The following is a 25,384-nucleotide window of genomic DNA, read 5'->3' as shown; positions in this document are numbered from 1 at the left end:
TCGGAGCACACGGTAACGATCAGTTGACCGTGCGGGGAAGGGGCTTTCCGCTCGGCCCGGCGAGAAGGCCCGGCCAGCGCGCCGAGTGCCGCTCCCCGCTCCCAGCACCGGCCCGGTGTTCGGCGGCACGCACCGGAGCGGTATCCTCGTTGACGGATCGGCTTCGACGAGCCGGGACGAACAACCGAAGCCCTCGTAGCTCAGGGGATAGAGCACCGCTCTCCTAAAGCGGGTGTCGCAGGTTCGAATCCTGCCGAGGGCACATCACCCCAGCGCACGTGGGCGAGCAGGGATCTCGAGCAAGATCGATCCCCACTTTATCCCCACTTTTGCTCAGCCCTGATCGTGCAGGTCGTCCAGGGCTCGGGCCGCCGAGTCCCCGACCGTCTTGCGGTTCATGTACACGTCTTGAGTCATGCTGACACGATCATGCCCGAGGTAATCCGCGATCTCGCGAGCCGACAGCCCGGCCTCATCGAGACGAGTGGCGACCAGGTGCCGAAAGGCGTGCGGGTGCAGCCCAAGCCACTCGGTATCCGTCAGCACTGCGCGGAGATCCGCCCGGGTGTTGTCGGGATCGCGCAGCGTGCCCGAGGCGGTCGGAAACACCCACTCGGTTTCCGCGGCATCACGACGCCGCCGCAGCAGATCCACGAACCACGCGGGAACGGTGACCGTGCGCATGCCCGCCGAGGACTTCGTGTGCTCCTGCACGAACAGGCCCACGCCCTTCTCCCGGATCACGGTCCCTTCGATCCTGATCGTGCCCGCTTGTAGGTCGATCTTGGACCAGTCCAGCGCGAGCAATTCGCCGATGCGACAGCCGAGCGCGGCCAACGCGTCCACCACGTCCGGCAGGTCACGTCGGTTCGCCTTCGTCGAGGCAGCGAGATGCTTGCGCAGGCCGAGGTATTCCGCCCGCGTGATCACGGTCTTCTGATTACTCGACCGCGAGCCGCTCGCCTTCGGCAAGGTCACTTCGTTGACCGGATTGCTCGGGAGCGCGTCGTGACGGACCGCGATCGCCAGCACTCCCGACAGCACCACCTTGGCGTGCTTGGCGCTGCCCGATCCGGCATTGTCGTGAATCGCCCGGAGCACCCGAGTGGCTACCGAGACCGTCACCTCGGACACCCGAAGCGCTCCCACCGGTTGAGCCAGATCCCGCTCCCACGCATCGCGGTAGGTGCGCTTGGTCCGCATCGCCTTGTCTGACTCGTCCAACTCCCGAAGCCACATCTGCGCCAAGTCGACGAGCTTGCTTCGCGCGGTGACCTCATCACCGGCCACAGCCCGCGCACGGTCCCGCAACGCTTGCTTCAGGTTCTCCTTGGCACCGGTCTTACTCGTCCCCATGCGCTCGACGTGTCGCACGGTACCGTCATAGTCGCGATACTTGGTCCGCGCTCGGAACTTCTTCTCGGCGACCTTGTAGCACCGAATCTCACCATGCGTACCCAACGGCAGCGGTGGGCGTGGCATCAGCTCACCTCCGCGGGTTGTTGGTCGAACCAGGTTTCGACGTCGTCGGGTTTGAAGCGCAGGTGTTTGCCGACGCGGCGGCCGGGTGGCCCGGCCCCGCGGCTGCGCCATTGGTAGAGGGTTTGCACGGGGATGCCGAGGTAGTCGGCCACGTCGGAGGGGCCCCAGAGGTTGCGCATGGTTAGTTCCTCCGTTTCTCGTGTTCGTAGCGTTGCTGGCGGTCCAGCCGGATCCGGTGGGCGATGGCTTCGGCGAGTTCGGTTTCCTCCGGTGAGTCGTGGCCGACGGAGACCATGTCCCAGTGGTTGATCACGGTGATCTGGTCGTCGGTCACGCCGAGTTCGTCGAGCACCGAGTCGTGCCGGTATTGGCGCCGGTCGGCCCGGATCTGGGTGAAGGTCGTGCTGTAGTGCTTGGACTTGGACAGGAAGTGCCCGCGGAAGCCGAGCATGTGGGCCCACCGGCGGGTTTTGAGCGCGTCGAGCGGGTCCACCTCGAGGGCCGTGTCGGGACGTAGGTAGTGCTCGCGGGTGGTGCGGGCCACCTGGCCGCCGCCGTGGCAGGTCGGGCAGCTACCGGTCCTGGAGTGGCAGGGGCAGCCGTCCCCGGCGTGCGGGTGGTTCGGGTGGCAGTCCGGGCAGGCCACTGGGGCGCCGAGGTTCCAGGCGGTTTGGATGATGCGCCGGTGGTGCGGGTTGATGGCGAGCAGGTCGAGGTGTCCTTGTGAGCGGATCGGCTTGTCGATTGCCTCGCTCGTTGAGGTGCCTTTGGTGGCGTATTTGGCCACGTAGGACGACAGCCGATCCTCGGTGATCTCACCCCGCTCGTTTTCGAGCTGGGAGGCGTTGGCCGCGCGGATGGGGCGCACGTCGAGTTGCTCGCCCCAGGTGAGTACGCGCCGCTGCCCCTCGACTTCGGGGGCGGTGACCGACACTGCCCGCGCCGCAGTCTGTATCGTCTCGGTGAGGAGTTCGGTGGTGGCCCAGGCCGGGGGCGTGTCGGTGGGACCGGCTGGCCCGTCGAGGCGGAGCACCGCGTGCAGGTGGATCACGCCGCGGCGCTGGTACTCGGCGACTTTGGCATACGACACGCGAGCGTGGTGGCCGAACTCGCGGGAGCCGATCCCGGCGGCCCGGGCCAGATGCCGCTTGAGATAGGTGGTGAACCGGTTCCAGAGCGGGCCGACGTGGGCTTGCCAGAGCACGTGCCCGAGGTAGTCGTAGGAGTCGGGCTCGATCGGTTGCCCGCGGGCCGGGTCGTGCTCGTGGTGAAACGAGCCGCAGGCACACGGCATGGTCTTGCCCGTTGTCGGGCTCACCCGTCGGTTGTGCACGGCACCGAAGGAGGGCGCGGTCAGGGTGACGAACACCCGCGGAGCCTCGGCCACGGTGTCGGGAACACCTTTGGAGCCCCCCGACAGGCCCGCGCGCAGCAGGTGGAACGCGTCGGCGGCGTAGCGGTCCGAGCAGGCCGGGCAGACCGATTCACGGCGGTTGCCGCAGGGGGTCATGATCTGGCCCGAGCGCGCGGCCAGCTCCGCCCCGCTGTGGGTGTCCTGGATGGCCCACCGGCCGGACAGGTGCACCGGGCGAGTGCAGCCGGCCACCGACTTGACTTTGCGTTTCCAGTCCTCGAAGTCCGGCGAGCGCATCCGGCGGGTCAGCCGGTCCACTTCCGGGGAGACGGGAAGAACCATGCAGCCACCTCCCAGCATGAAAAAGGCGGAAACCCCAGGGCACGAAGACCACGGGGTTTCCGCCGAGCAGTGATCAGAGACGAGTACGGGATCAGGACATCGCGTGCCCGTTGGTGTCGGGCATCGCGAGTTCCTCGGCCAGCTGAGCGGAGGTTCTCTCGGGCAGTTTGGTCAGCCGCTGAATATCGGTCGCACTCAGCGAACGTCCCGAGGAGTAGGCCTCATCGCGTGCTGTGGTGAGCGTGTTCAACACGGACTCGGGCAGCCGCACCGACGAAGGCCGCACCGGACCCAACGGGGCCGGTTCCGAGGCCGTTTCCTGCAGCGCGGGCCCCGGAGCCTCACCGGCCGGTTCGTCTGTTTCCGGTTCCGCGGAGTCTTCCGAAGCAGCCTCGGAGTCTTCCGAAGCAGCCTCGGAGGGTTCGGGAGTGTCCGAGTCCGGCACCGGCGAGGGCGCGGCCGTGTCCGCCGGTGGTTCGGGCTGTGTGGGGGTTTGGGCGAGTCCGGCGAGTTGGTGCACGGGGATGCTGGTGATGCGGTCGCGGAACGCTGCCGAGGTGCCGGCCCGGTCGACCAGCCACCGCAACAGCAGCAGTCCGGGGCGGAGGCGGAAGTTGGTGCGCCCGTGGCGGGTTTCGTAGTCGGCCCGCAGCTCGCTAAGCACCACGTCGAACACGGCCACCGCCGCTACGGGCAGCCCGGCCGCGACCAGGCGTGTTTCCACGGTGGGTTGGTGGATCCAGTTGATCCAGGCGCTCACGCCGGTGAAGGCCCACATCAGGATCCGGCCGCGCAGGGCCGAGCGCCCGTGGATCGAGGCCCGGTAGGTCATCAGGCTGCACGCGAAGGCGGCCCCGTCGAAGGTGGAGGGCAGCAACCACGCGGTCAGCACGGTGAACCCGACCATGTCGGTATGCCCGTAGTCGTGTAGCCCCACGAAGGAGGCCGCCCAGCCCATCACCGCCGCCAGGGCCACGATCACCAGCGAGACCGGAGCCAACCAGCGGTGCGCGCCCGAGGTCGACGGCCCGTCCGATTCGGTCTGTGCCGACATGCCAGCGACTCCCTTCCCTATTCGCTGTTCGGGGTGAGCAGGGCGAGCACGCCCCGGATAAGCAGGACCAGGACCAGCCCGATCCCGATGGACCAGGCGGGCCCGGCCAGGGCCCACAGCAGCGCCAGCACGCCGAGCACGGCCAGAGTGGACAGCAGCAGCCCGGCGAAGCCACGGCCGGAGAGGTGAAACAGGATCATCGTGTGACCGCCTTTCGGGACGGTTTGGTGTGGTACATGCGCTGATCGGCCAGCGCGAGCAGGTCGGATAAGGCGCCGTCGCCCGGGGTGGTGGTGGCCGCCCCGACCGACAGGGACAGCTCGATCGGGTGCCCGTCGATCACCCGAGTACCGCGGACGGTGCGGCGGATCTCGGCCGCTCTCTTCTCGGCCACGTCGCCCGCATCCGGGCGAGTGAGGAGTACGGCCAGTTCGTCGCCGTGCAGCCGGACGGGGAGCTCTCCCGGCCCGGTGGCCGCCTGTAATTCGGTCGCTATGGTGGTCAGCACCTGGTCGCCGGTGCGGTGTCCGTGGGTGTCGTTGACGTGTTTGAACCGGTCCACGTCGATCAACAGCACCCCGAGTGGGCTATTCGAGCGGCGCAGCCGCCGGGCCCGGTGGAAGGCCCGGTGCATCCGGGCACGGTTGGCCAGCCCGGTCAGCGGGTCGGTGTGCAGCCGGTGCCACAGCCGGTGTGCCCAGAGTCCGAGCCCGGAACTGGAGAGGGTGGTTGCGCCCAGGGCGAGTTCTGCCAACATGAAACCTGCCTCCATGAGTGAGGTAGGCCCCGCTCCTGAGTTCTCTTGCCGGAGGTAGGAGCGGGGCCGTTTCCGTGTTCGAGCGGGTTACGCGGCGTCGAAGTCCTCGTCCTCGTCGCCGTCATCCTCGATGTATTCGACATCGAGCGAGTCGGTCTCGGTCTCTGTCTGTTCCGTGTCGGCGGCCTCCGCGGAGTCCGCGGAGTCGGTGCCGGTGGGGAAGTCGAGGACGGTGGCGTCGTGGCTGGTGGCGAAGCGGACCAATTCGGTGATGTCGTCGTCGGTGGTGTAGGCCGCCCGCACGCGCAGGGGTTCGCGGTGTCCTTCGCGGGTCAGGTAGGCCACGCCGGGCATGTAGTCGGGGATCTGATCGGCGAAGGCGCCCCGGTCGCGCACGCCTTCCCCGAGGGCCATGTCCACGTACGAGGCCTCTTCCAGCCGCAGGGCCACCTTGGTCGGGAACAGTCCCCGCATGGGGATCACGTCTTTGGTCGGTTCCTGGGTGGCACCGACCACCCGGCCGCCGACCGCGCGGAACTGGGCCAGTGCCTTGGACAGCAGCCGTTCGAACTCGCGGGTGATGTCACGGTCGGCGTATTCGGTCATCGAGGCCAACTCATCGATGACCAGCAGGTCTAGCGGGTATTCGGCGGAGTCGCCCGGGGTCCAGTTGCGCCGCCCCTGGCGTCCCATGGTTTCTTTGCGCTCGTCCAGGGTGTCGACGTATTCGCGGGCCAGGTCCAGCCCGCTGGTGTCGTCGGTGGCCAGTCGGTGGAACATCCCTTCGCCCTGGCCGAACTCCATACCGCCCTTGGGATCGATCACCCACAGCCGCACCCGCCCGGAGCGGATCCACGGAGCCAACGCCCGCAACAGGCCCCACATCCACGAGCCTTTTCCGGCGCCCGGAGCACCGGCCAACAGGTGGTGCAACCCGTCGACGAAGTTCAGGGCGAACTCACGGCCGTATTCGTCTTGGCCGATCGGCAGCCGCGAGAGATCCACCGCGGACTCCTCGCGCGGCATCTCGGGTAGGGGTGTCAGCAACACTTCGAACGGCTCCTTCTTCTGGAAATCGAGACTGATCACGTGTGGTTTCAGCGTGCGCAGCGTGGCCCGCCGGGCGCGGTAGGCACTGGCCAGCCGGTCCAGCACGCCCTCAAAATCGGCCGGGGTTTGCCCATCCAGCAGCCGCACCCGCACCGAGTCCCAACACCAACTCGAGCGCACCGCCAGCAGTCGAGGCGCTCGGGACTCGCCTTTCGGGGAGGACTGCACCAGCCCACAACTGAAGATCACCCGTTGCCACTTGCGGTGATAGGTCAGCCATCGGCGCCACCAGGCCCGCAGCAACCGTCCGGCGAACCGGTCGAAGGTGGGCCGGTCCAGCACCGCCCACGAAGCCCCGGCCACCGCGGCGAGTCCGGCGCCGATCAGCATCGTGTGAAACCCGATGTAGCAGCCGGTGATGCCGACCGCGGCCAGCGAACCCACCGACCGGGGGTGACGGGCCAGAAACCGCAGCACCACCCGAGCCGGAGTCCGCTCCGTATCCCCAGCGTTGACGCGCGTCTCCCGCACCGTCACCCACATCCTTTCTCACGCATGAAAAAAGGGGCACCCAGCCTTCTAAGAAGACCGAGCGCCCCGTTCCGTATCGGCGGTTACTGCCGCCGTCGACTCATTTCCAACTGCGAGATCACATCACCGGTCCGGGTTTTCAAACCCTTCAGCGAATTCCCGAGACCCTTCGGAACGCCGAACTTACGCAACGCCTGATTGAGTGTGGCCATCGAGGCATCCACCCGTTTCGCCATCTTGTGGATATCGTCGCTGTTGCGGCCCATCACTTGTATCCCTTCGCTACCGACTGTCCGCCCTTTTTTCCGATCGCGTCCCGCACGCGTTTGATCGAGTCCTGAGCCTTGCTCACCATGTCCACAGCTTCGTTGAACTGGCGCTTTTCGGAGAACTCCTCTTCCAGTGAATACACCTGGTTGAGCTGCCCGTGCAGATCATCCATGAGCTTGCCGATCAAATGCAGCCTGTTCACCGCCGGAGTGTTCATCTTGATTTTCGGCACCCCACGGCCCACCGGAACCGTCGCCATCAGTCACCCTCCTTCGTGTCCTTCTTAGTTGCACCCGTACTTGATGCGCCAGTCGTACTCGGCGAAACTCGCCACCACGTCCGCCACACGCTGACTCAACCGCACATCCGCCCGAACACAGTCACGCTGCTCGTTGTCTTCCGCATGAACCCGACGCACATAGCTGTGCCAGGCCGCCGTCACACTCGCCATGAATTCCTCTTCGGCACTTTCCGCGCTCGACATGCCTACACTTCCTTCCCGAAACGACTCAGGCACAGACAGCCCAGACCGTGACAACCCATCGGCATTAGTACGACTCCTGATTATCGATATCGTCGAGCACACCCCACAAGCGATGCACCACCGCCTCCTGATCGGTGACCGCGAATGGCAACCACGTCGCCACCTCTGGCGCCACCGCCTGCAACCGACGCTCCAGCCGGTCCAACTCCGTGCGCAACTCCCGCGCCCGCCTGAGAGCGTCCGAGACCTGCTTCCGGTATCGCACCGCCGGATTCTCCGCCGAGATCACCACGAACCACCACGTCCTTTCCGCCACCATCACTGCCGCGCACACCGGGTGCACATGATCTGTGTCGAGTCGGAAAGCGGTGTGCCACAACCACCCGCCCACGTGGCCGCAAACGACAGACCGCCCCGAGCACGACGCAGCACCCCGACCTGCTTGGCCAGATCTTCAATCTCGTCGTCACCTGTGATAAACATGAAGCCCTCCTACTGTTGGGAGAGTCCGGCCAGGGAACTTGGTAGGCGACCTGGCCGGGCACAATTCTCACGGACGTTCGTTGCTCGATACGCGGCTCACAAGGCCGGATGCAGCGCAGCCGCCTTGAAAATCAACCCGGTCGCTGTCCCTCCGTGCGTGGTGAATTCGTAAGCCTGCACATACGGCTCGACCAGCTCCACACGATCCCCGGCAGCGATGCTCGACTCCGGAGGACTGTCCAACGTCACCCGAACCTCATCCCCACCCGGGGAAACCACCCCCTGCGCGTCAAACGGCTTGACGATCAACCTCACTCGAAATTTCCCGCTGGATCCCTCACGCGGAGAATCCGACACCCACATCAACAAGCCATCAAAACGCACACTCTGCGTCTGCCCCGGCCGCAACGTCATCAAAGCCCCTTTCCGAGCGCCACTCACACCGTGCTCCATTCACAGAAACCATCACCGGAGTGCGCATACAACCACCGGTCGCAATGACACGCCGGGCAATACCGCAACGACACAGAAGCTCCTTTCCGTCGGGAAACCCTGAAAACCCCCGGCCACACCACGCGGCCAGGGGTCAACACCATTCCCCGACACCCAAAGCGCCAGGAAAAAGACACAGCTCGGCCCCACTATGGAATTCTCAAACAACCATGCCCGAACGGGCGGAAAGACTAATCAGGGAAATGTGAACCGGATCGGCGTATCAGCGGACCGGCTTGATCCCGGTGGCCTTCCACGACAGGCCCGACGTGGTGCCGTTGCCGAAATCGTTCTGCCAGTGCGACACCCGCGGGTTGATCAACTCCACCCGCGTGCCGTCGTCGATCTCCTCGGGCTCGGCCTCCAGAGTCACCTTGATCTCTTCGCCCTTGCCGCGAGCCTTGCCGTTCTCGTCCAGCGGCTTGGCGAACAGACTGACCACATACTGCGTGGCCCCGTGGTAATCGGTAGCGACCACCTCGTTGCCGTGCTCATCCAACCGAGTCTTCATCGTCGGCTCCTCGGAAACCTGCAACTTGTAGCCCTCCAGAAGCACCGGGATGTTTCGCAGCATGGCTCAATACCTCCGTTGTTCGTTGCCGATATAAATCAATATACATCGGACTATATTGGTCTGCAAGGGGGTGTGCCCCGATGAGCTATGTCGGTGTGGGTCGCCTTGGTTAGACTGTTTGCCATGGAGCAGGAAACCCCAGGGCTTGCCGCGTATCAGCGTGTCGCCGAGACCATCAAGCGCGAGATCCGCTCAGGTGCGTTGAGTCCCGGCGACCGCCTTCCCAGCAACCGCGGAGTCGCCGAGAAGTACGAGGTGGCACTCGGGACCGCGCAGAAGGCGTTGAGCGCCCTGGAGGAAGATGGTTGGATCACGACAACCCCCTCCGTGGGAACGTTCGTGAACTCGGTCCCTGCCGAACCCGCACAGAAGAGTGAGGACCTCGCTTCGGCCGTCGCCGAACTACGCGCCACCGTCGCGGACCTGTCCGCCCGCCTGGACGCTCTCGAGCAACAGCGGTAAGCCCGCTCCCGAAGGTCGTTCCATCGCGCTGTCATGGTTCAAGATTGCGATATGAACCGCCCGTTGGGTACTGGCCTGCACCCACCCCTCCGCTGAACTTCTGCCGAATCCGACCTGCTGAACTTTCCCTGAACTTCGGTGCAGCACAGCTTCAGTCAGCCCATGTGGAGTGGGAAGGTGGCCGGTATGGAACTGAACGGCACCCCCGCCACGCTTGACCAGATCAAGACCCTTGCGTTGACGAACTACGGGCACTTCACATCGATGCTGGTCGAAAGCGGCAAGGTGCGCGGTCTGTCGCTCCACCTGCAACGCCTGGCACATGACTGCCGCCATTTGTTCAACACCGAACTCGACACCGACCGGGTACGCGCCTATGTCCGAAACGTGCTTACCGGAGACGAGCGAACCGTGGCGCGAGTGACCGTCTTCGACCCCGCCCTCAATCTGGGAACGATCGGCTCCGATGCCGACCCCCAGGTGCTCGTGACCGTCCGCGAAGCCAGCCGCGGAGAACCGAGCCCTTGGCGGTTGCAAGCAGCTTCGTACTCCCGCGAGGAGCCGAAGGTGAAGCACGTCGGGCTCTACGGCGCGATGCGGCACCGGCGGACCGCGCAGCGCGAAGGTTTCGACGATGTGCTGTTCCTCAACCCGAACGGGACGATCTCCGAAATCGCGACGTCGAACATCGGGTTCATCCGCGATGGACAGACCATCTGGCCACGCTCCGAGATGCTCCCCGGAACCACCATGCGCCTGATCAACCAGGCCCTCGACCAACCCATCACCACCGAGCCCGTGACCCTCGCCGACCTCGAGAGCATGGAAGCCGCCTTCGCGACCAACGCGGCCACCGGTGTTCGGCCGATAGCGTCGATCGAAGGCGTCGAGTGGAACACCGACCACAAGGCGATTCACGAGCTCCGCGAACTTTACGCCGATATCCCACCTGAACAGGTGTGAAGCGAGCGATGGAGCCGTTACTCTCCCCTGTGGAACAGCGGCACAGGGGAGATGCGGCAATTGGCGACAGTTCAGCAGTGGACGGGAATCGAGGTCCGCGCGCTACGTAACGCCATGCGGATGAGCCTTCGGGAGTTCGCCGCTCATCTCGGCGTCAGCGAGCGCATGATCTCGAAGTGGGAAGCAGCCGGGGGCAACGTCACCCCGCGGCCAGTGAATCAAGCAGCGCTGGATACGTGCATGCAGCGCAGCGACTCCGACACGCAAGCCCGGTTCAAGTACCTCACCGACGGACGCGTGGTCGGTGGCTCCTCCGAAACGACCGAGCTGATCGGCAGCACCCAGGTACGCCACCCGAGCGACGGCAGCCTGATGGTCAAGGTCGACGCGAGCGTGTTCCTCGCCGGACCGAGCAACGAGCCGGTCTGGGTTCCGGCCTACTACATCGACGTGCACCCGGTCAGCAATGCCGAATACGCGCGGTTCACCGCAGCGACAGGACACAAGCCACCGGAACACTGGCCGGACGAGCAGTATCCGGCCGAACTCGCCAACCATCCCGTGGTGTTCGTGACTTGGAAGGATGCCATCGCCTACGCACATTGGGCGGACAAGGAACTTCCGACAGCGCAGCAGTGGGAGAAAGCAGCCCGTGGCACCCGCGGCATGGTCTACCCGTGGGGCGATCAACCGACCCCGGCCAAGTGCAACGTGCGGGAAAGCGGCATAGGCGCCACCACACCCGTCGACCGATACCAGAGCGGTGTGAGCCCGTACGGCGCCTACGACATGTGCGGCAACGTGTGGGAGTGGTTCTCCACAGCATCCCGACCAGGTCGCCGAGAACTACGCGGTGGAGCCTGGACGAGTCCGTTCGATCGCGCCACGCCGTCTTCGTTCAACGACGCGGCAGAGACGATGTGCGACGACGACACAGGATTCCGGTGCGCTGTGTCAGCCGACGCGATGGAGCGTCTACTGAACAAGTGAACGAGTTGAGCCGCGCGCAGTCTCAGCGTGCGTGTGTTTAGAGTTTCTTTTCTTCATCAAGGGCGGCCCCTGCCGGGGCCGCCTGCCTACTTGCCCGGTGCGTCCGGGGAGAGCCGCCCGCCCGCTTGTCTGGTGCGGTCGGCCAGGCCGAGGCCGGGCGTGCGGGCAAGCCCGGTCCCGGCGCCGGCGGCCGACCGCGGAGCGGTGGGCGGGCGGCTTCCCGGACGCGGAGCGGAAGGCAGGCGGCCCGAGACCACGGCAGGGGCCGCCGAGGAGAACTCGCCCGCACGTCCATCGGAGGTCCGGGCACCGTGGTTGGTCGGGCAACAGTGACGAAGCAGGTGGGGTTCCGCCGTGGACGCCCTCACTCAGCCACTTCCTACGGACAGCCCACCGCGCCCGCTGCGTAGCCACTCACCCAGCTGGGCTCCTTAGAGCAAACGAAGGTAAGCCATTCATACTATTGAACCCGATATACCTTTATATCCTGCATTTTTCTTGTTTCGATACGGCATCGATGAGCAACAGGTACTAGTGCTTTTGCATCAATTAATCGATTTGGATGCATTTAATATCACAAGTAAATTTTTGTTTATTCCGCTTCAAGTGGAAACACTTCCCTTTATTAGAGATATGACACACATGCAACCAATTTAAAAATATGTGACCAGGATCATACTTTTCGTTGAATATTTGATCTCCTTGCTCGAGTTTGCTAATTTTTTATTGCAGGCAGTTAACAGAAAAATTGAACATGCATTCCACTCCTACAAAAGTAACAAAAAAGCTTGTTGCGTATGTAATGTTGCGGATTGCTGTTCGATATATAAAAGAAGACAACCTGTATTGGATTATCGGTATGACGGAACGGATGGCGTTCAAATCGACGCTCAGCGTCTTGGCGGCAGGAGCTCTTCTCCTTGGTGGTGCCAACGTTGCAGGGGCTGCTCCGACAAATCACCAGAACTCGGGTGAGGAGGCTTCATCCGCAACCAATGGAGAGTCAGCCGAGAAGGACACGATCGAGCGCCTCGTTGAGCTCAACCCGGGAACATCTGCCGAGGAGATGAGATCTGCAGCGCGCAACTACGCCGAGAGTAACGGGATCAGCGCAAAGGAAGCTGCGAAAGACGCTCTCGACGAAGCCGAAGCTTCTGTGGAGGACGCAAACTCTCCAGAATTGATGTCCAGCCCCGGCGAGAGTGGAAGCAGGACATTGGGGTATGGGCGGAACAAGGGGGATGTATTCTACGCGCCAGCTACCACATGGGGCTTCAATCACGGTCACAACGGCATCTACTACACGACAGCCACCATTGTCGAAGCTCCAGGCGGCGATGATTTAAGTCGCGCCAACAGCGCGTGGAACTACAGCACGGATCCAGGAACCAAGAAGCAGAAAGTAGCAACAACCCAGTCGAACAGGAATAGCGCGGCCGATCGGGCATACAATAGTTACAGACACAAGGATTATCGCTCAAACTTCGCGTTCAACAAATACACCGACTCGGCCAATATGAATTGTTCTCAGCTTGTCTGGGCTGCCTATAAGTCGACTTCCGGCATCGATATCGACAGCAATGGCGGACCCGGTGTATACCCAGGAAACATCCGGGATGACGTCTTCACCGTCACTTATCAGACACTCTGATCGACACAGCTCGCCCGGTAATGGGCAATAGGTATTCCATGCGGTGGGGTATCATCCGCGAAATTGCGGATGATGCTCTACCGCAGCTTCGTATATTTCGGGAGCCACATGACTCGATCTTCGTTCTCTTCTACACGCGCAACGGTTGGGCTCGCCATAGTCCTGCTGACCACGTCGGCATGCTTTGGTCCTTCGGCGGATGTCGAGGAGCCGCAGGATGTGACCTTGGACGGCGTTCGGGCTGCCGCCTACGTTAGTCCTCCGGCGCAGGACGTCGGGGATTCGTCCGCGGGGCACCTCGTCCTGGTCGACGAGGTGGGAGAGATCAGCGTCGTCGAAACCTCCGGCATGGATACCGCGGCGATCGGGTGGTCGGAGGACGGGCTGTTCTTCTCCGACACTGAGCAGGACTATCAGCTCACCGATGAAGGACTGCGTACCACCGACAGCCCCAAGGCCCCATCACAGCACGCGCTGTTCCCGACGGGCGACGGCGGCTTCATCGGCCTGTTCAATGAAGGAACCACAGGAGTCGGCTATACCGAGCAGCTGGTGACCCATGCTGACGGCGCATCGAGCCGGAAGAATGTCGAGGGCTACTACCAAGTAGCCAGCTCCTGCGACGGTGAGATCTACGGTCTGGCTCAGCCCTCCGGAGACTATGAGCAGGTGGCCTCCAAACAAGGACTCGAAATCCGGGGCACCCATGGGCCGGCGTCGTTCATGCTGACTCGTCTCTCCGGTGACGATTCCAACTCATCAGACTTGCCCGAAGCGGATGCTGCCGGCCAGAACGAGCGACTCGTCGGGATGGCGCCGGTCTCGGGTTCCGCACAGCAGAACCATGATGCGCCCTGTCGAGAGGGGACGATGTACCACTTGGCTGCGGTTGCCGATGACAGCGGGAATCCTGAGCGGCCGGTTGCCCTTCGAGCCTGGGACGTCTCCACTGGTGAGGTGGTCGAGACGCCACTCACTGATGCGAACGGAAAAAGCGTTCGGCCGAACAGTTCTTACGGCCTCGCCATCCTCGACAGTACAGTTCTCTCGGACGACGGCCAGAGCTTTTTGTGGGCTTCGCTCGATCGCCAGGCATTCATGCGGACCGACATCGACACGGGAAAGACGGTCGAAGAGTTCCCTCTCGAAGACGAGATCGTGCCGCGCAGCAGCGAGGTCAGCGCGACCATCCACGACGACCGCTTGGCCCTGATTACACAGACCTCGGACGAGGACGAACCGGAGCTACGGATCTACGACCAGAGCACCGGAGAGAGCCTCATGCACACGAGCCTGCCGGGTATGTCTGATCTTCTCGAAGGGCCGCATCAGTTGCATGGCATGGCCCTCCGCCCGGAGTAAGGATCTGGGGAACAGTCATGACAGATTAAACGCCAGCGAGTATCGATGCTGCTCACAGCGTCAGAGATCAGCACTCGACCGGCATCCAGAGCAAGCTAAATCAGCCTGCTGACCAGCAGCATCGTTCAATCCTTCCGGGGTCTGAGTAGTAGGAGTGCAGGATCCTCCGGTAACGACCTTCCTTCCTGGTTACAGCAGCGGGAACAGGGGGCCGGGACCGTCCCAGCCGCTCCACAGCTGTGTGTCGACACCTCGATCACCAGCCGAAGCCATGCCTAGCGCCAAATCCTGTACCGCTACTACTCAGACCCCCCATTGGCCCCAAACTCCCGCATCCGTCAATGTGGTCGCCTGTGGTCGCCAGGTCTCCTACAGGCCGTATGACACCGCCGAGCGACAAAATGGCGCTGACCAAAGAAGTGGCGTTTTCACTGGCCAGCGTCACCAAGAAGGCTATGAGGCCAGCTCTTCTTGATCTCCCAGAAGAGGAATCATTACTCCACGAGTTCAGGATGTGATCCCCTCAAAGCGTCCCCACTTTACCCCCACAAAACAACGGCAAACGTCCACTGCTACCGCCATGTAACAAGTCCTCACCTACGCGCTCCGCCCCAGCGCACACCAAGGACTGACCGACGACGACAGACGATGCGAAGCCTCGTCCCATAAAGCGGGTGTCGCAGGTTCGAATCCTGCCGAGGGCACATCACCCCAGCGCACGGCTATAGGCCGCGATCCCGCTAGTAGAACGCCCGGCCTCATCAGATGCGTCCGTTCGGACCGCCGGTGCGAATACTCCGAGCACGAGCAACCGACCGCCGAAGTCCGCCCGCTGGCAAGCGACCACGGACGAGTGGTCCCGCGGAACCTCTCCGCGCTCCGCACACCGGAGGCTGGGATCTTGAACTCGGCAGGGCCCGATCCGGGAAGCTCACCGGTCGTGATGTGTTCCCGGGGCAGCTAGCGTGGGAGTCGTGGAAACCGGGGGCGGAACATGAGCGACACGGTGCCGTGGGAGACGCTGTGGAAACAGCTCGCCGGTCCCATCGCGCTGATCGACCTGCACGGCCGGCACGTGGACGTCAACCCGGCCATGTGCCGCCTGCTCGGTTACGAACGGGAGCGGCTGCTCGAACTGCTGCCCGCGGAAGTCACCCATCCGGATGACTACGCTCTGGCCAAGGAGACGATCCAGAACTTGGAGGCGGGAAGGATCGACAGCTTCTCGGCGGAGAAGCGGCTCCTGCGCTCGGACGGCAACGTCGTCCTGGTACTCGTCACCAGCTCGCTGCTCAGAACGTCGGACGACACCCCGCACCTGATCGTCTCCCAGTTCCACGACATCACCGACCGGTACGGGGCCGAGCTGCTCTGGCGCCGGACACTGGGCGATGCCCCGATCGGCATGGCCCTGATGGACTTGGAGGGGCGCTGCACCGAGGTCAACGCCAGGTTGTGCGAGCTGGTCGGGTACCCCCGGGACGAGCTGCTGGGGCAACGTGGCAGCGATCTGGTCTACAACGGCGACAAGGCGCAGATGGACTCGCTGTACGCCCAGTTCAGGGAGGGCCGCACCGAGTCGGCCAGCCTGGAGCTCTGCCTCCGGCACCGGGACGGACACCCGTTCTGGACCCTGACCCGCATCGGCGTGGTCCAGGGACTGGACGACCGGCCCGCCTACGTGGTCAGCCAGTACGAGGCGCTCGGGGACGATGCTCAGGTGGACGAGGGGCGGCTGGCCGAGCTGACCCGCATGGCGCTGCACGACCCGCTGACCGGTCTGGCCAACCGCTCCCTGCTTCTCGACCGGTTCCAGCAGGAACTCACGAAGCTCCCGGAGCAGGGCGGCGTACTCGCCGTCCTCATGATCGACCTCGACGGGTTCAAACCGATCAACGACCGCTACGGGCACGACACCGGCGACCGTGTCCTGCAAGCCGCCGCGCACGAAGTGTCGAGCGCCGTACGTTCCAGCGACACCGTGGCCCGCATCGGTGGTGACGAGTTCGTCGTGCTCGCCGCCCTGGCCGACCACGCCCAAGCCGAGGAGCTGCGCACCCGGATCGCCCAACAGCTGAACGCCGCGGCCCCGGCCTCCTGCCGACGGGTCAAGTTGGGCGCCAGCGTGGGGCTGACCACCACGTGCGACCCGTCGACAACCTCTCATGCCCTGCTTGCCAGCGCCGACCGCGACATGTACGCGCGCAAACCCGCCCGCTTCGGGTAACGGCCCGGACCTCCGGGCACTCCGGCGGACGAAAACGGCCAACCGACCGGCACCACGCGGTACGGTCACCGGCGCGGTCGCCTCAACAGCCTCGACGCGGCGACGGAGGTCCGCGGCGCTCGACTCACCGACACGGCCGAACCACGCCCCACCGCTTGCCGCCCCTCGGGCACGGTGTCCTCCACCAGCGCCAAACCGAGACGGTTCACGGGGCGATCACGCGGAAAGAACCACCGGTCTCGCTCGGGAAAAACCGGCGATCACCGCACCGAACGATGATCACGGCCACAACGGACGAACACCACACTACTTCGTGATCACTCCTCATGGCACCTGCGGCAGCGGCCCACCACATCCGGGGAGCCGGGCGGTCCCTCCTAGATAAGGCGCCGTCCGGAGCAGCACTTACGATGAATCGGCTCAACACAAGCTGCTCCGAAAGGACCTTCCCCGATGAACTCGGACTACGACTTGATGGAGTACCAGGCCAGGCAGAAGTCCCTGGTGGTCAGTTACGTGCTGTGGATCTTCCTGGGCATGTTCGGTGCTCACCGGTTCTACGGAAAGCGCGTGGGGACCGCGGTGGCGCAGCTGGTGTGCACGGTGACCGTCATCGGAAGCGTCGTCACCGCCGTCTGGATAATCGTCGACGCCTTCCTCATCCCCGGTTGGATCCGGGACCACAACCTCCGGCTCGCCGACGAGCTGCGCGAGCGCGGAGCCGCTCGAAGCTGAACCTCCCGGGCGGAAGTGCTCGTGACGCCGCCGGTCACCACACCCGCGTCCGCAGGCTGCTCGCTCCCGGCGGGACTTCTCGAATCTCTCCTTCCGTGGACGCGGCCGGATCTCCGATGTCCGGGAGCTCGGAGCCGAACGGATGCCCCCATCTCACGGGCAGGGCGGCCGAGGCGACCCCACAGCTCACAACTCGCGGAGCCCGTCGCGGACGCGGTGCGGCAGTGCCGGGACGGGCACTCCCCACCGGTCAAGCCCACCCGTCCGCGACACCACCCCACCGCCCCGGCACAGCGCCGGAACCGGCCGCCGAGTTCGGTCCGATCACTGCTCCACCGCGGCCGGTTCCCGGCCCGTGGAGTCGGGAGGAGCCGAAGACCGGGACGGCGATCCGTCCGGCCGCTCCGCCCTCCTCGAAGCTCGGCCTCCCGCCGCGCCGGGCGACCGCGGAAGCGTGAGCAGGAAGGAGACCAGCAGCAGCCCGGAGGCGAGCAGGGGAACGAAGCGGACGTCGGTGGCCGCGACCAGGATTCCGCCCAGCGCTCCGGCCACGCCGGTCCCGAGGTAGAGACCCGATATGTTGAGCGCGAGGGCGGGCATGCCCGCCTCGGGCCCGGCGGCTCGCATGATGCTGCCCTGGATGGGGGGATTGAGTCCCCACGCGAAGACGGACCAGAACGCGACTACCGCCCCGACGACCAGCGGACCGCCGACGCCGCCGAACCCGATTCCGGCGGCGAGCGCCAGCGCGATCACGTGCCCACCGATCACGAGGTGCAGCCCCCGCCGAGGCCCGAGGGCGTCACTGGCCCGTCCGGACAGCAGCGCACCGGCCAAGCCCGCCACCCCCACGACGAGCAGCATCAGCGACAGCAGGGTGTGGGACTCGGAGGCGGTCCTGGCGACGTAGGCGCTCAGGTAGGTGTAGAACATGAGGCCGCCGCTGCCGGCGAGGAAGGTCACCGCCACGAGGCGCAGCACGGCCGTGCTGCGCAGCGGGGCCAGCCGTTCCCGCAGTGGTGCCGGTGCGCTGCCTCCGATCCGGGGAGCGGTGCCGAGCAGTCCGGCCGCGGCGACGGCGGCCACCACCGCGATCAGCCAGAACGTGGCCCGCCAGCCGAGGACTCCGCCCAGCCAGGACCCCAGCGGAACTCCCGTGAACAGGGCCGCGGTCATTCCCGCCGTGGCGACGCTCAGGTACCGCCCGCTCATCCCGTCCGGAGCTCCCTCCGCTGCCGTGGTGAAGGCGGCTGAGGTGACGACGGCCGCGGCGAGCGCCGCCACGACGCGGCACGCCATGAGTTCGGGATATCCCGGAGCGAGCGCCGCCCCCGCGTTGGCCAGCACGAAGACCACGAGGCCGCCCACCATGAGGGAGCGTTTCGCGAAGCGGCCGAAGACCACGGCGAGCACGGGGGCGCTCAGCGCGTACACCACGGCGAAAGCGGTGACCAGCTGCCCCGCGGCCGAGGTGCCGACGTCGAGGTCGGAGGCGACCTCCGGGAGTATCCCGGCGATGATGAACTCGTCGGTGCCGGTCGCCAGCAGGGCCAGGAACAGCACGTACAGCCAGCCGGGCAGCGCCGTGGCCCGCCCGGAACTCGTTTTTCGGCTCATGTGCGCGCACGCTAGGTACTGACACCCGTGTGAGGGTCAAGCGTGCGTGCGGCGTTCCTTCACGCGCTCGAGCTCAGCGACTCGACGAACTCCTCCGTGCTGCGCGCACCGGAGCGAAGCCGGGCGATCTTGGCGCTCAGCTCGCTGCGCTGCCGTTGCAGTTCAGCGGCCTTCTCGTCCACATCGGCCAGCCGGGCCTCGTACATCGACAGCGCGTCGCCCGGGTCGTCGCAGGACATGAAGTCCTCCGTCTTCTTGTCCAGGCAGGCCACCACGTGTTGGATGTCCTCGACGGTCAGCCCGGCCCTGATCAGCTCCCGCACGTTCGAGACCCGGTTGACGGCCTTCTCGTCGTACTCGCGCCACCCGTTGCTGGTGCGGGTGGCGCTCAGCAGCCCCTGCTGCTCGTAGTAGCGGATGGACCGGCGGCTCGCGCCGGTTCGTTCGGCCAGCTCGCCTATGCGCATCGCTCCTCCTTCCACGGCTCGCGACCCTACCGCTCAACGTGGAGCCACGGCCGCGATCGGGAAAGCCGGTGTTCGGCGGACGTCACAACTCGCGGAGCCCGTCGCGCACCCGGCGCAGCAGCGCCAGGGTCGGGTCCTCCCCGGCCGGCGGGGAAGCCGCGCAGCGGGAGCGCCAGTACCTGTCCGGGTCCACGGCGGGCCAGGCGATCAGCTCGACCGTGGGCGGGTCCGCCCCGGCGAGCCGTTCCGTCCGCAGCACCGCCGCCCGGCGGGCCGCGGGCCCGGAACCGCCCGCGTGCCGGGGACGGCGCTCGGCCCGCTGACCGGAAACCCCCAGCACGACCGCCGTCACGGCCAGCACCAGCGCCGTGGACACCACGGCGAACGGCTCAGCCATCGGAGCCGCCTTCCACCACGGTGGACGAACCGGGCTCCTCCGCGAACCGCTCGAACGGCAGCGACGCCGCGTAGTCCCGCAGCACCGCCGAGACCCGCTCCACGGCCGCGGCCGTCTCGGCGCACTGCCGCGCCGTGCACCGGTGCCCCGCGATGTCGTAGGCCAACTGCTCCAACCGCCACTGCTCGTGCACCAGGAACGTGGCCAGCTCTCCGTGCCGCGTGCTCACGACCGCCCCCTCCCCTCGGCAGCGGTCTCCGCCCGCGACGGCACCCCCACGATCTCCCGCGTCACGTCGTCGCAGTCCGGGCAGGTGCCCCACAGCCAGGCCAACTCGCCGCTGGCCGAGGTCACCTCCTGCCCGCACAACGTCGAGACGACCACTCCCCGCGGGAACTCCGCCGCCGGAGGTGGGACCGGATCCCTGCTCGCGTGCCGCTGCCACGCCGCGGGAACCCAGGTGAACGGATGAGACATGTCGCTTCCCCTCGGATCCGACGAATACGACTGGTTCAATGAACCAATAACTGGTTCTAGAACCACTATGGCTCGACGCACACCCGGAGGCAATTCCACTTTCGAGGGAATGCCCAGCGCAGCGGGCGCTGGATACGATCCGGTTCATGGCCCGAACCACTCAGGTGAATCCACGCGCTCGTGCGCTCGGCGCTGAACTGCGCCAACTACGCGAGGAAGCCAATCTCGGTGTTCGCGAGTTGGGACGGAGGCTGGGAATCGGGCACACCACGGTCTGGCGCTACGAATCGGGAACGAAGTCACCGTCCCCCGAGGACACGGCCAGTCTGCTCACAGCGCTCGGCACCACCGGAGCGGAACGCGATCGCATCATCGACATGGCGCGCAACGTGCGCGAGCCGAACTGGCTCTCCTCCGGAGTTCCTGGGATGCGCGAGGAACTCGCGACCCTGATCGACTTCGAACGTTCTGCCAGCCACATCACCGAGATGTGCACCCTGGTGATCTCCGGGCTGTTGCAGACCAGCGACTACGCCCGCGCGGTGATGGCCACGGTCCCCTCCGAACACGCCGAGGCCAGGTTGGCCTTCCGACTCAGCAGGCGCGACGTCCTCGACCGGAAGGACTGCCCGAACTTCGTCGCGATCATCGCCGAAGCAGCGCTCCAGGAGCGGATCGGCGGTGACGAGGTGATGGCCGAGCAGCTGCGCCACCTGCTGAAGATGGCGGACCGCGACAACGTGACCATCCAGATGCTGGCTGCCGGAGCGACAACGTGGCACCCGGCTCACGCGGGGCCGTTCATCCTCTTCGAGTTCGCGGACCAACAACCGATCGTGCATTTGGAGCACTACCGCACGTCGGCTTTCCTGCGGAAGATCAAAGACGTGGCCGACTACCGCACGGCGGCGGATACTCTGCGGCAGCGTGCGATGTCGCCCGACGAGTCGAAGGCGACCATCGCACGTCGACTGGAATCGATCGAACGCGAGAGCTGATACCCATGACCGAGCCGAGCGCATGGCGCAAGTCCACTTACACCCAGCAGGAGACCGCCTGTGTCGAGATCGGACGATTAGGCAACGGCGCCGCCGTTCGGGACACCAAGGATCGTACGGGCGGCTACTTCACCACCGGCCGCGCGCAGTGGCGGGCGTTCATCCAGGCGGTCAAGACCGACCGCTTCGCGTGAACCGACCACCCACCGAGGTGCCGACATGACCCGGGTACCGTCCAAGCTCCTCGTGGCGAACTCGGCGTTGCTCTGCCTCGTCGTTCTGACGTTCGTCAACGGCATCGTCTCGGAGCACGACTCGATGCTCCCGGACCCCGTCAGGTGGATCCTGCTCGTGCTGGCCACCGCACTGCTGCTCGTCAGCGTCGGCGAACTGCTCAGACGCGGAGCACGCCGTGGGCCCAACCGGCAGGAGCACTAGCGTCCCGCCCCGGCGGGCCGTGCCGGAGACGGCCTCGCCGGGGCCCACTGCTCACGGCATCGGGCAACCCGCGTGTGTGGCGGCCTTGCCTGCGAAGTCGTCCAGCATCTCCTCGTAGGCCGGGTCGTCCGGCAGCTCCGTCGGCAAGGACAACGCTGACTCCGCGCACCCGATCTTCCGGAGAGGGAACGTTAACACTCCACTGGGTGGTAGTCGGTCAACTCTGCGCGTTCACGAGCGAGGGAGGAACCACCTAGCGCGGGAACCCGCCCGCTAGGTCCCGCGCACCGGCCGGGACACCCGCGCCCCCCACGCGGATGCCCCTTCCTTACCAGCTCGCTCAGTCGTCCCGGTCCTCCTCGTAACCGACGACGTCGCCGCTGCGCGCGTCGACGGTGACGTCGTACTCCGTCTGACCCTTGCGCAGCTCGAGCTCCCACTCGAGCCCGTAGCAGCGGTCGAGTTCGACCTCGATCACCTTCGCCCGCGGCACCCGCTCCAGCGCGATGTCGCGCGCCCGGTCACCGTTGACCGCCGGTTCCTCCTTCGTGCAGTGCTCCGGCCACGGACCGCGATACCCCTCGCCCGGCCCGGTGTAGACCTCGTCGGGATCCGGTCCGGTGTAGACCTCGTCCGGGCCCGTGTAGTGCCCCTCGGAAGCCGACCGCACCGCGGCGGGTGCGTCCCCGGAAGTCTCCGCGGCGGGATCTCCGCCGCTTCCGAAAGCCACGGCGGTGCTGCCCAGGGCGAGCACCCCACCGGCGATCGCGAGCGCTCCGACCAGTTTCTTGTTTCCCGGCAACCTGCTGCCTCCTGACTTCGCGCGGGAGGACCTCCCGGCTTGCTGTCGTTGACGGGAACCAAGGTGGCAGCGCGGGAACTAAACCGGCGCTACTCGAACGCTAAGACGAGGTTAAAAATTTCGAATCCTGCCGGGAACCCTTCCGGCAGGGCACAGACGTGGGAGCTGATCACAACCAAGATCGACCCCCACTTTACCCCCACTTTTGCTCAGCCCTGATCGTGCAGGTCATCCAAGGCCCGGGCCGCTGTGTCGCCGACCGTCTTGCGGTTCATGTACACGTCTTGAGTCATGCGCCCCCGGTCGTGTCCGAGGTAGTCGGCGATCTCACGAGCCGACAACCCGGCCTCATCAATGGTGGTCCCTGCCGGGGCCGCCGAGGAGAACTCGCCCGCGCGGCCACCGGAGGGCCGAGCACCGTGGCCGCGACGTAGCCCCGCACCTGGCTGGGCTCGTTTTGCTGTGCAGTAGTTGGTCAGGTGTTTCGGCGGACGAGTCCGGTGTATCCGGCCACGAACAGGGTGGCGAAGGCCCAGCCGAGGGTGGTGAGCAGGTACTTGCCGAGGTAGAGGGTCTGGCCCCAGCCGGTGGTGGTGGCGATCTCGCAGCGTTTCCCGCCGCCGGTTTTCAACAGGGGCACGGCGGTGTCGATGCCGAGTCCGATGCTTTCGGCCATCGAGCACGGCCCGGTGTTGGGATGGGCCCGCACGGCCAGTCCGAGCGCTCCGGCCAGCAGCACCAGCCCGACGGTGGTCGCGCAGAGCCCGGCCAGATAGCCCAGGGCGCGGAAGGGGCGGTGCCCGTGGCCGATGAAGGCCCCGCTGAGCCGGTGCAGCAGCCTGCGGAACCACCCGTCGAGCTCGCCGCGGCGGCGCAGGTCGCGCTGCTGGGCGATGAGGATCTCGCGGGCCTCCCGGTCGTGCCCGGCCGCCCGGTAGACACCGGCCAACTGCTGATACGGCTGGGGCGCGTAGGCAGTGGTGTGGGTGCTCAACAGCCGCAGCCACTGGCGATAGGTCCCCGCCCTCGGGATGAAGGGGTAGCGCAACCCGTCCACGTCCACCCCCCACTCCTGTCCGGACTCCGCCAGAGCTTCCGCGAGCGGCAGGACCACATCACCGGAAATCTGAGCACTCTGCAGATCCAGCACCAACCCCTCCTGCCCGGTATTGCTGACACTCACCAGCTCCACGAACAGATCCCCCGAGACGTTGGCCCCGTCCAGGTACAGCGTGCTGCCATTGCTGTCGGAGCTGGCGGTGAAGCCCTCATTGAGAAATACGTTGTTGCCGACGGTGAGGTTGTCGGCGTGCAGGGCGGGTCCGTTGGTAGCGGTCAACTGGGTCCCGCGCATGCTGAGCTGCCCCGCGATCTGACCTCCGAACAGCCGAAGAACGCCGTCGCTGCTGTCACTGCTGGCGGTGAAGCCCTCATTGAGAAATACGTTGTTGCCGACGGTGATCCGCTCGGCGTGCAGGGCTGCCCCGTTGGTAGCGGTCAACTGGGCCCCGGACAGGCTGAGCTGCCAGGTGATGCTGGCCCCATTCAGTCGCAGCGTGCCGATCTGGCTGTCGGAGCTGGCGGTAAACCCCTCGTTGAGGGACAGACTGCTGCCAACGGTAAGGCCATCCGCGTTCAAAGCAGCCCCGTTGGTGGCGGTCAATTCCGCCCCACGCAGAGCAAGCTGTCCGGTGATGCTGGCCCCGATCAGCCGAACCGTGTCTTCACCGTCGGAACTGGCGGTAAACCCCTCGTCGAGAAACGCGCTGTTGTCCACCTTGAAGTACTCAACGTTCAAAGCGGGGCCGTTGGTGGCGGTCAGCTGTGCCCCGGACAGGCTGAGCTGCCCGGCGATGTGAGCACCGGGCAGTCTTATCGTGCCGAGCCGGCTGTCAGAACTGGCGGTGAACTCATCGCTGAGGAACAGATCACCCTCAAGAGCAAGGCCATCGGCGTGCAAGGCGGGCCCGTTGGTGGCGGTCAGTTGCGCCCCGTTCAGGCTGAGCTGCCCGGCGATGCTGGCCCCGGACAGTCGCAGCGTGCCGATCTGGCTGTCGGAGCTGGTGAGGAAACCTTTCCTCAAAAACAGGCCGTTGCTGACCCTGAGACCATCGGCGAACAGGGCAGAGCCGTTGGTGGCGGTCAATCGCGCTTCGGACATGGAGAATTCTCCGGCGATGCTGCCGCCCGGCAGCCGCAGCGTGCCGTCGCTGCTGCCGGAGTTGGCGGTGAACCCGTCGCCGAGGAACAGGTTGTTGCCGACGGTGAGGTTGTCGGCGTGCAGGGCGGGTCCGTTGGTGGCGGTCAGCCGGGCTCGGGACAGGCTGAGCGTGTCGCCGATGGTGGCTCTGAGCAGTCGTAGTGCGCCGCCGTGGCTCTCGGAGCTGGCGGTGAATTCGTCGTCGAGGCACAGATCGCCGCCGATGGTGGCTCCCGACAGGTCCAGGGCGGGCGTGTCGGAGGCGGCCAGCCACGCTCCGTGCAGCGTGAGATCGCCGGCGAGATTGGCATCGACCAGGCTCACCCATTCGCAGCGGACCCCGTGCAGGCGCACATCGTGCTCGCAGCCGGAATCGTCGGCGTCCAGGTGCGGGAACCTGCTTCCGGACAGGTCCAGGTGCGGCAGCTGGGCCCGCACGGCCGCGACGCCCTCGTCGAACTCGCACCGACTCAGCACCAGCGGCACCGCGGCACGCACGTCGGTCAGCTCCAGCTGACCAGTGACGTGCGCACCCCGCAGTCGCACACCGCGCGGGTCGAGCTCATCGGCGTCCAGCCCGAACAGCAGCGCCCGGATCGCGGCTGCCGGGACCTTCCGGTCCGACTCCTCGCTGACGTCGAGCAGTTCACCCACCCGCGCGGCTTCGACCAACCGATCCCGCAACCGCACCGCATCGGAGACCATGCCGAGAGCATAGGAATTCC

General features: G+C 65.7%; 32 protein-coding genes and 1 tRNA gene. 11 read left to right on the top strand and 22 right to left on the bottom strand.

Annotated elements, in window-relative coordinates; translation table 11 throughout:
• Positions 1 to 189: 189 nt before the first annotated feature.
• Positions 190 to 262, top strand: a tRNA-Arg gene (locus FHR84_RS12695).
• Positions 263 to 333: 71 nt separating this feature from the next.
• On the opposite strand, the gene FHR84_RS12690 is transcribed toward FHR84_RS12695, so the two are convergent.
• The 14 genes from FHR84_RS12690 to FHR84_RS12625 all read right to left on the bottom strand — a co-directional run bounded on the left by FHR84_RS12690 (position 334) and on the right by FHR84_RS12625 (position 8,873).
• The gene (locus FHR84_RS12690) at positions 334 to 1,482 is read right to left on the bottom strand and encodes a tyrosine-type recombinase/integrase (protein ID WP_179535692.1); all 1,149 of its coding nucleotides are present in this window, start codon (positions 1,480 to 1,482) and stop codon (positions 334 to 336) included.
• Complete coding sequence (locus FHR84_RS12685; RefSeq protein ID WP_179535691.1) at positions 1,482 to 1,661, bottom strand: helix-turn-helix domain-containing protein; 180 nt, start codon at positions 1,659 to 1,661, stop codon at positions 1,482 to 1,484. Before FHR84_RS12685 ends, FHR84_RS12690 begins: the two co-directional genes overlap by 1 nt.
• Before the next feature lie 2 nt (positions 1,662 to 1,663).
• Positions 1,664 to 3,178 (bottom strand): replication initiator, encoded by a 1,515-nt coding sequence (locus tag FHR84_RS12680; RefSeq protein WP_218862780.1) that lies wholly within the window; start codon positions 3,176 to 3,178, stop codon positions 1,664 to 1,666.
• Positions 3,179 to 3,269: 91 nt separating this feature from the next.
• Entirely contained in the window at positions 3,270 to 4,232 is a 963-nt protein-coding gene (locus tag FHR84_RS12675) for a DUF2637 domain-containing protein (protein ID WP_179535689.1), read from the bottom strand.
• Positions 4,233 to 4,249: 17 nt separating this feature from the next.
• A complete protein-coding gene (locus FHR84_RS12670; protein WP_218862779.1) occupies positions 4,250 to 4,432 on the bottom strand; it encodes a hypothetical protein in 183 nt (60 codons plus the stop codon).
• A complete protein-coding gene (locus FHR84_RS12665) occupies positions 4,429 to 4,989 on the bottom strand; it encodes a GGDEF domain-containing protein (protein ID WP_179535688.1) in 561 nt (186 codons plus the stop codon). Before FHR84_RS12665 ends, FHR84_RS12670 begins: the two co-directional genes overlap by 4 nt.
• An 87-nt stretch (positions 4,990 to 5,076) precedes the next feature.
• The gene (locus FHR84_RS23265) at positions 5,077 to 6,570 is read right to left on the bottom strand and encodes an FtsK/SpoIIIE domain-containing protein (protein ID WP_179535687.1); all 1,494 of its coding nucleotides are present in this window, start codon (positions 6,568 to 6,570) and stop codon (positions 5,077 to 5,079) included.
• A gap of 83 nt (positions 6,571 to 6,653) precedes the next feature.
• Positions 6,654 to 6,836, bottom strand: a complete 183-nt coding sequence (locus tag FHR84_RS12655) for a hypothetical protein (RefSeq protein ID WP_179535686.1) — start codon at positions 6,834 to 6,836, stop codon at positions 6,654 to 6,656.
• Complete coding sequence (locus tag FHR84_RS12650; protein WP_179535685.1) at positions 6,836 to 7,099, bottom strand: hypothetical protein; 264 nt, start codon at positions 7,097 to 7,099, stop codon at positions 6,836 to 6,838. Before FHR84_RS12650 ends, FHR84_RS12655 begins: the two co-directional genes overlap by 1 nt.
• Positions 7,100 to 7,123: 24 nt before the next feature.
• Positions 7,124 to 7,291, bottom strand: a complete 168-nt coding sequence (locus FHR84_RS12645; RefSeq protein ID WP_179535684.1) for a hypothetical protein — start codon at positions 7,289 to 7,291, stop codon at positions 7,124 to 7,126.
• A gap of 97 nt (positions 7,292 to 7,388) precedes the next feature.
• A complete protein-coding gene (locus FHR84_RS12640; protein ID WP_179535683.1) occupies positions 7,389 to 7,613 on the bottom strand; it encodes a hypothetical protein in 225 nt (74 codons plus the stop codon).
• Between the two features lie 29 nt (positions 7,614 to 7,642).
• Positions 7,643 to 7,807: a hypothetical protein gene (locus FHR84_RS12635; RefSeq protein WP_179535682.1), complete on the bottom strand. Its 165-nt coding sequence runs from the start codon at positions 7,805 to 7,807 to the stop codon at positions 7,643 to 7,645.
• A 96-nt stretch (positions 7,808 to 7,903) separates the two neighbouring features.
• Positions 7,904 to 8,221 (bottom strand): hypothetical protein, encoded by a 318-nt coding sequence (locus FHR84_RS12630; RefSeq protein WP_179535681.1) that lies wholly within the window; start codon positions 8,219 to 8,221, stop codon positions 7,904 to 7,906.
• A gap of 301 nt (positions 8,222 to 8,522) precedes the next feature.
• Entirely contained in the window at positions 8,523 to 8,873 is a 351-nt protein-coding gene (locus tag FHR84_RS12625) for a hypothetical protein (protein ID WP_142074791.1), read from the bottom strand.
• A gap of 123 nt (positions 8,874 to 8,996) precedes the next feature.
• Here FHR84_RS12625 and FHR84_RS12620 point away from each other — a divergent pair, with 123 nt between their 5' ends.
• The 7 genes from FHR84_RS12620 (at position 8,997) to FHR84_RS12590 (ending at position 17,263) form a co-directional block, all read left to right on the top strand.
• Complete coding sequence (locus FHR84_RS12620; protein ID WP_092527902.1) at positions 8,997 to 9,335, top strand: GntR family transcriptional regulator; 339 nt, start codon at positions 8,997 to 8,999, stop codon at positions 9,333 to 9,335.
• A gap of 186 nt (positions 9,336 to 9,521) precedes the next feature.
• Positions 9,522 to 10,298 (top strand): aminotransferase class IV family protein, encoded by a 777-nt coding sequence (locus FHR84_RS12615; RefSeq protein ID WP_179535680.1) that lies wholly within the window; start codon positions 9,522 to 9,524, stop codon positions 10,296 to 10,298.
• A gap of 60 nt (positions 10,299 to 10,358) precedes the next feature.
• The gene (locus tag FHR84_RS12610; protein ID WP_246300506.1) at positions 10,359 to 11,288 is read left to right on the top strand and encodes an SUMF1/EgtB/PvdO family nonheme iron enzyme; all 930 of its coding nucleotides are present in this window, start codon (positions 10,359 to 10,361) and stop codon (positions 11,286 to 11,288) included.
• A 754-nt stretch (positions 11,289 to 12,042) separates the two neighbouring features.
• Positions 12,043 to 12,939, top strand: a complete 897-nt coding sequence (locus tag FHR84_RS12605) for a hypothetical protein (protein WP_179535678.1) — start codon at positions 12,043 to 12,045, stop codon at positions 12,937 to 12,939.
• 219 nt (positions 12,940 to 13,158) lie between these two features.
• Entirely contained in the window at positions 13,159 to 14,301 is a 1,143-nt protein-coding gene (locus FHR84_RS12600; protein ID WP_179535677.1) for a hypothetical protein, read from the top strand.
• Positions 14,302 to 15,295: 994 nt separating this feature from the next.
• Entirely contained in the window at positions 15,296 to 16,528 is a 1,233-nt protein-coding gene (locus FHR84_RS12595; protein WP_179535676.1) for a sensor domain-containing diguanylate cyclase, read from the top strand.
• A gap of 453 nt (positions 16,529 to 16,981) precedes the next feature.
• Positions 16,982 to 17,263 (top strand): TM2 domain-containing protein, encoded by a 282-nt coding sequence (locus tag FHR84_RS12590; RefSeq protein ID WP_179535675.1) that lies wholly within the window; start codon positions 16,982 to 16,984, stop codon positions 17,261 to 17,263.
• 324 nt (positions 17,264 to 17,587) lie between these two features.
• On the opposite strand, the gene FHR84_RS12585 is transcribed toward FHR84_RS12590, so the two are convergent.
• From FHR84_RS12585 to FHR84_RS12565, 5 genes are all read right to left on the bottom strand, one after another.
• Positions 17,588 to 18,880, bottom strand: coding sequence for an MFS transporter (locus FHR84_RS12585; RefSeq protein ID WP_179535674.1), 1,293 nt, complete (start codon positions 18,878 to 18,880; stop codon positions 17,588 to 17,590).
• A gap of 59 nt (positions 18,881 to 18,939) precedes the next feature.
• Entirely contained in the window at positions 18,940 to 19,347 is a 408-nt protein-coding gene (locus tag FHR84_RS12580; RefSeq protein WP_179535673.1) for a MerR family transcriptional regulator, read from the bottom strand.
• 82 nt (positions 19,348 to 19,429) lie between these two features.
• Positions 19,430 to 19,744 carry a hypothetical protein gene (locus FHR84_RS12575; RefSeq protein WP_179535672.1) on the bottom strand — a complete coding sequence of 105 codons (315 nt, stop codon included), beginning with the start codon at positions 19,742 to 19,744 and terminating at the stop codon, positions 19,430 to 19,432.
• Positions 19,737 to 19,973, bottom strand: coding sequence for a hypothetical protein (locus FHR84_RS12570; RefSeq protein WP_179535671.1), 237 nt, complete (start codon positions 19,971 to 19,973; stop codon positions 19,737 to 19,739). The genes FHR84_RS12575 and FHR84_RS12570 overlap by 8 nt, the downstream gene beginning before the upstream one ends.
• On the bottom strand, positions 19,970 to 20,221 hold the full coding sequence (locus tag FHR84_RS12565; protein ID WP_179535670.1) for an HC3 family zinc finger protein: 252 nt from the start codon (positions 20,219 to 20,221) through the stop codon (positions 19,970 to 19,972). The genes FHR84_RS12570 and FHR84_RS12565 overlap by 4 nt, the downstream gene beginning before the upstream one ends.
• A gap of 146 nt (positions 20,222 to 20,367) precedes the next feature.
• Between FHR84_RS12565 and FHR84_RS12560 the strand changes: the two genes are divergently transcribed.
• From FHR84_RS12560 to FHR84_RS12550, 3 genes are read left to right on the top strand one after another with little or no spacing between them, the layout of a single operon-like run.
• Positions 20,368 to 21,219 (top strand): helix-turn-helix domain-containing protein, encoded by an 852-nt coding sequence (locus tag FHR84_RS12560; protein WP_179535669.1) that lies wholly within the window; start codon positions 20,368 to 20,370, stop codon positions 21,217 to 21,219.
• A gap of 5 nt (positions 21,220 to 21,224) precedes the next feature.
• Positions 21,225 to 21,413: a DUF397 domain-containing protein gene (locus FHR84_RS12555; RefSeq protein WP_179535668.1), complete on the top strand. Its 189-nt coding sequence runs from the start codon at positions 21,225 to 21,227 to the stop codon at positions 21,411 to 21,413.
• A 25-nt stretch (positions 21,414 to 21,438) separates the two neighbouring features.
• Positions 21,439 to 21,657 (top strand): hypothetical protein, encoded by a 219-nt coding sequence (locus tag FHR84_RS12550; RefSeq protein WP_179535667.1) that lies wholly within the window; start codon positions 21,439 to 21,441, stop codon positions 21,655 to 21,657.
• A gap of 340 nt (positions 21,658 to 21,997) precedes the next feature.
• Here the strand turns inward: FHR84_RS12550 and FHR84_RS12545 are convergent, their stop codons facing one another.
• The 3 genes from FHR84_RS12545 to FHR84_RS12540 all read right to left on the bottom strand — a co-directional run bounded on the left by FHR84_RS12545 (position 21,998) and on the right by FHR84_RS12540 (position 25,364).
• Complete coding sequence (locus FHR84_RS12545; RefSeq protein ID WP_179535666.1) at positions 21,998 to 22,459, bottom strand: PepSY domain-containing protein; 462 nt, start codon at positions 22,457 to 22,459, stop codon at positions 21,998 to 22,000.
• Between the two features lie 209 nt (positions 22,460 to 22,668).
• Positions 22,669 to 22,800 (bottom strand): hypothetical protein, encoded by a 132-nt coding sequence (locus tag FHR84_RS22915; RefSeq protein ID WP_281361325.1) that lies wholly within the window; start codon positions 22,798 to 22,800, stop codon positions 22,669 to 22,671.
• 134 nt (positions 22,801 to 22,934) lie between these two features.
• Positions 22,935 to 25,364, bottom strand: a complete 2,430-nt coding sequence (locus FHR84_RS12540; protein ID WP_179535665.1) for a translocation/assembly module TamB domain-containing protein — start codon at positions 25,362 to 25,364, stop codon at positions 22,935 to 22,937.
• Positions 25,365 to 25,384: the final 20 nt, after the last annotated feature.

Source organism: Actinopolyspora biskrensis (assembly GCF_013408175.1).
Lineage (GTDB): Bacteria > Actinomycetota > Actinomycetes > Mycobacteriales > Pseudonocardiaceae > Actinopolyspora > Actinopolyspora biskrensis.
This window is presented reverse-complemented; position numbering and strand designations above follow the sequence as displayed.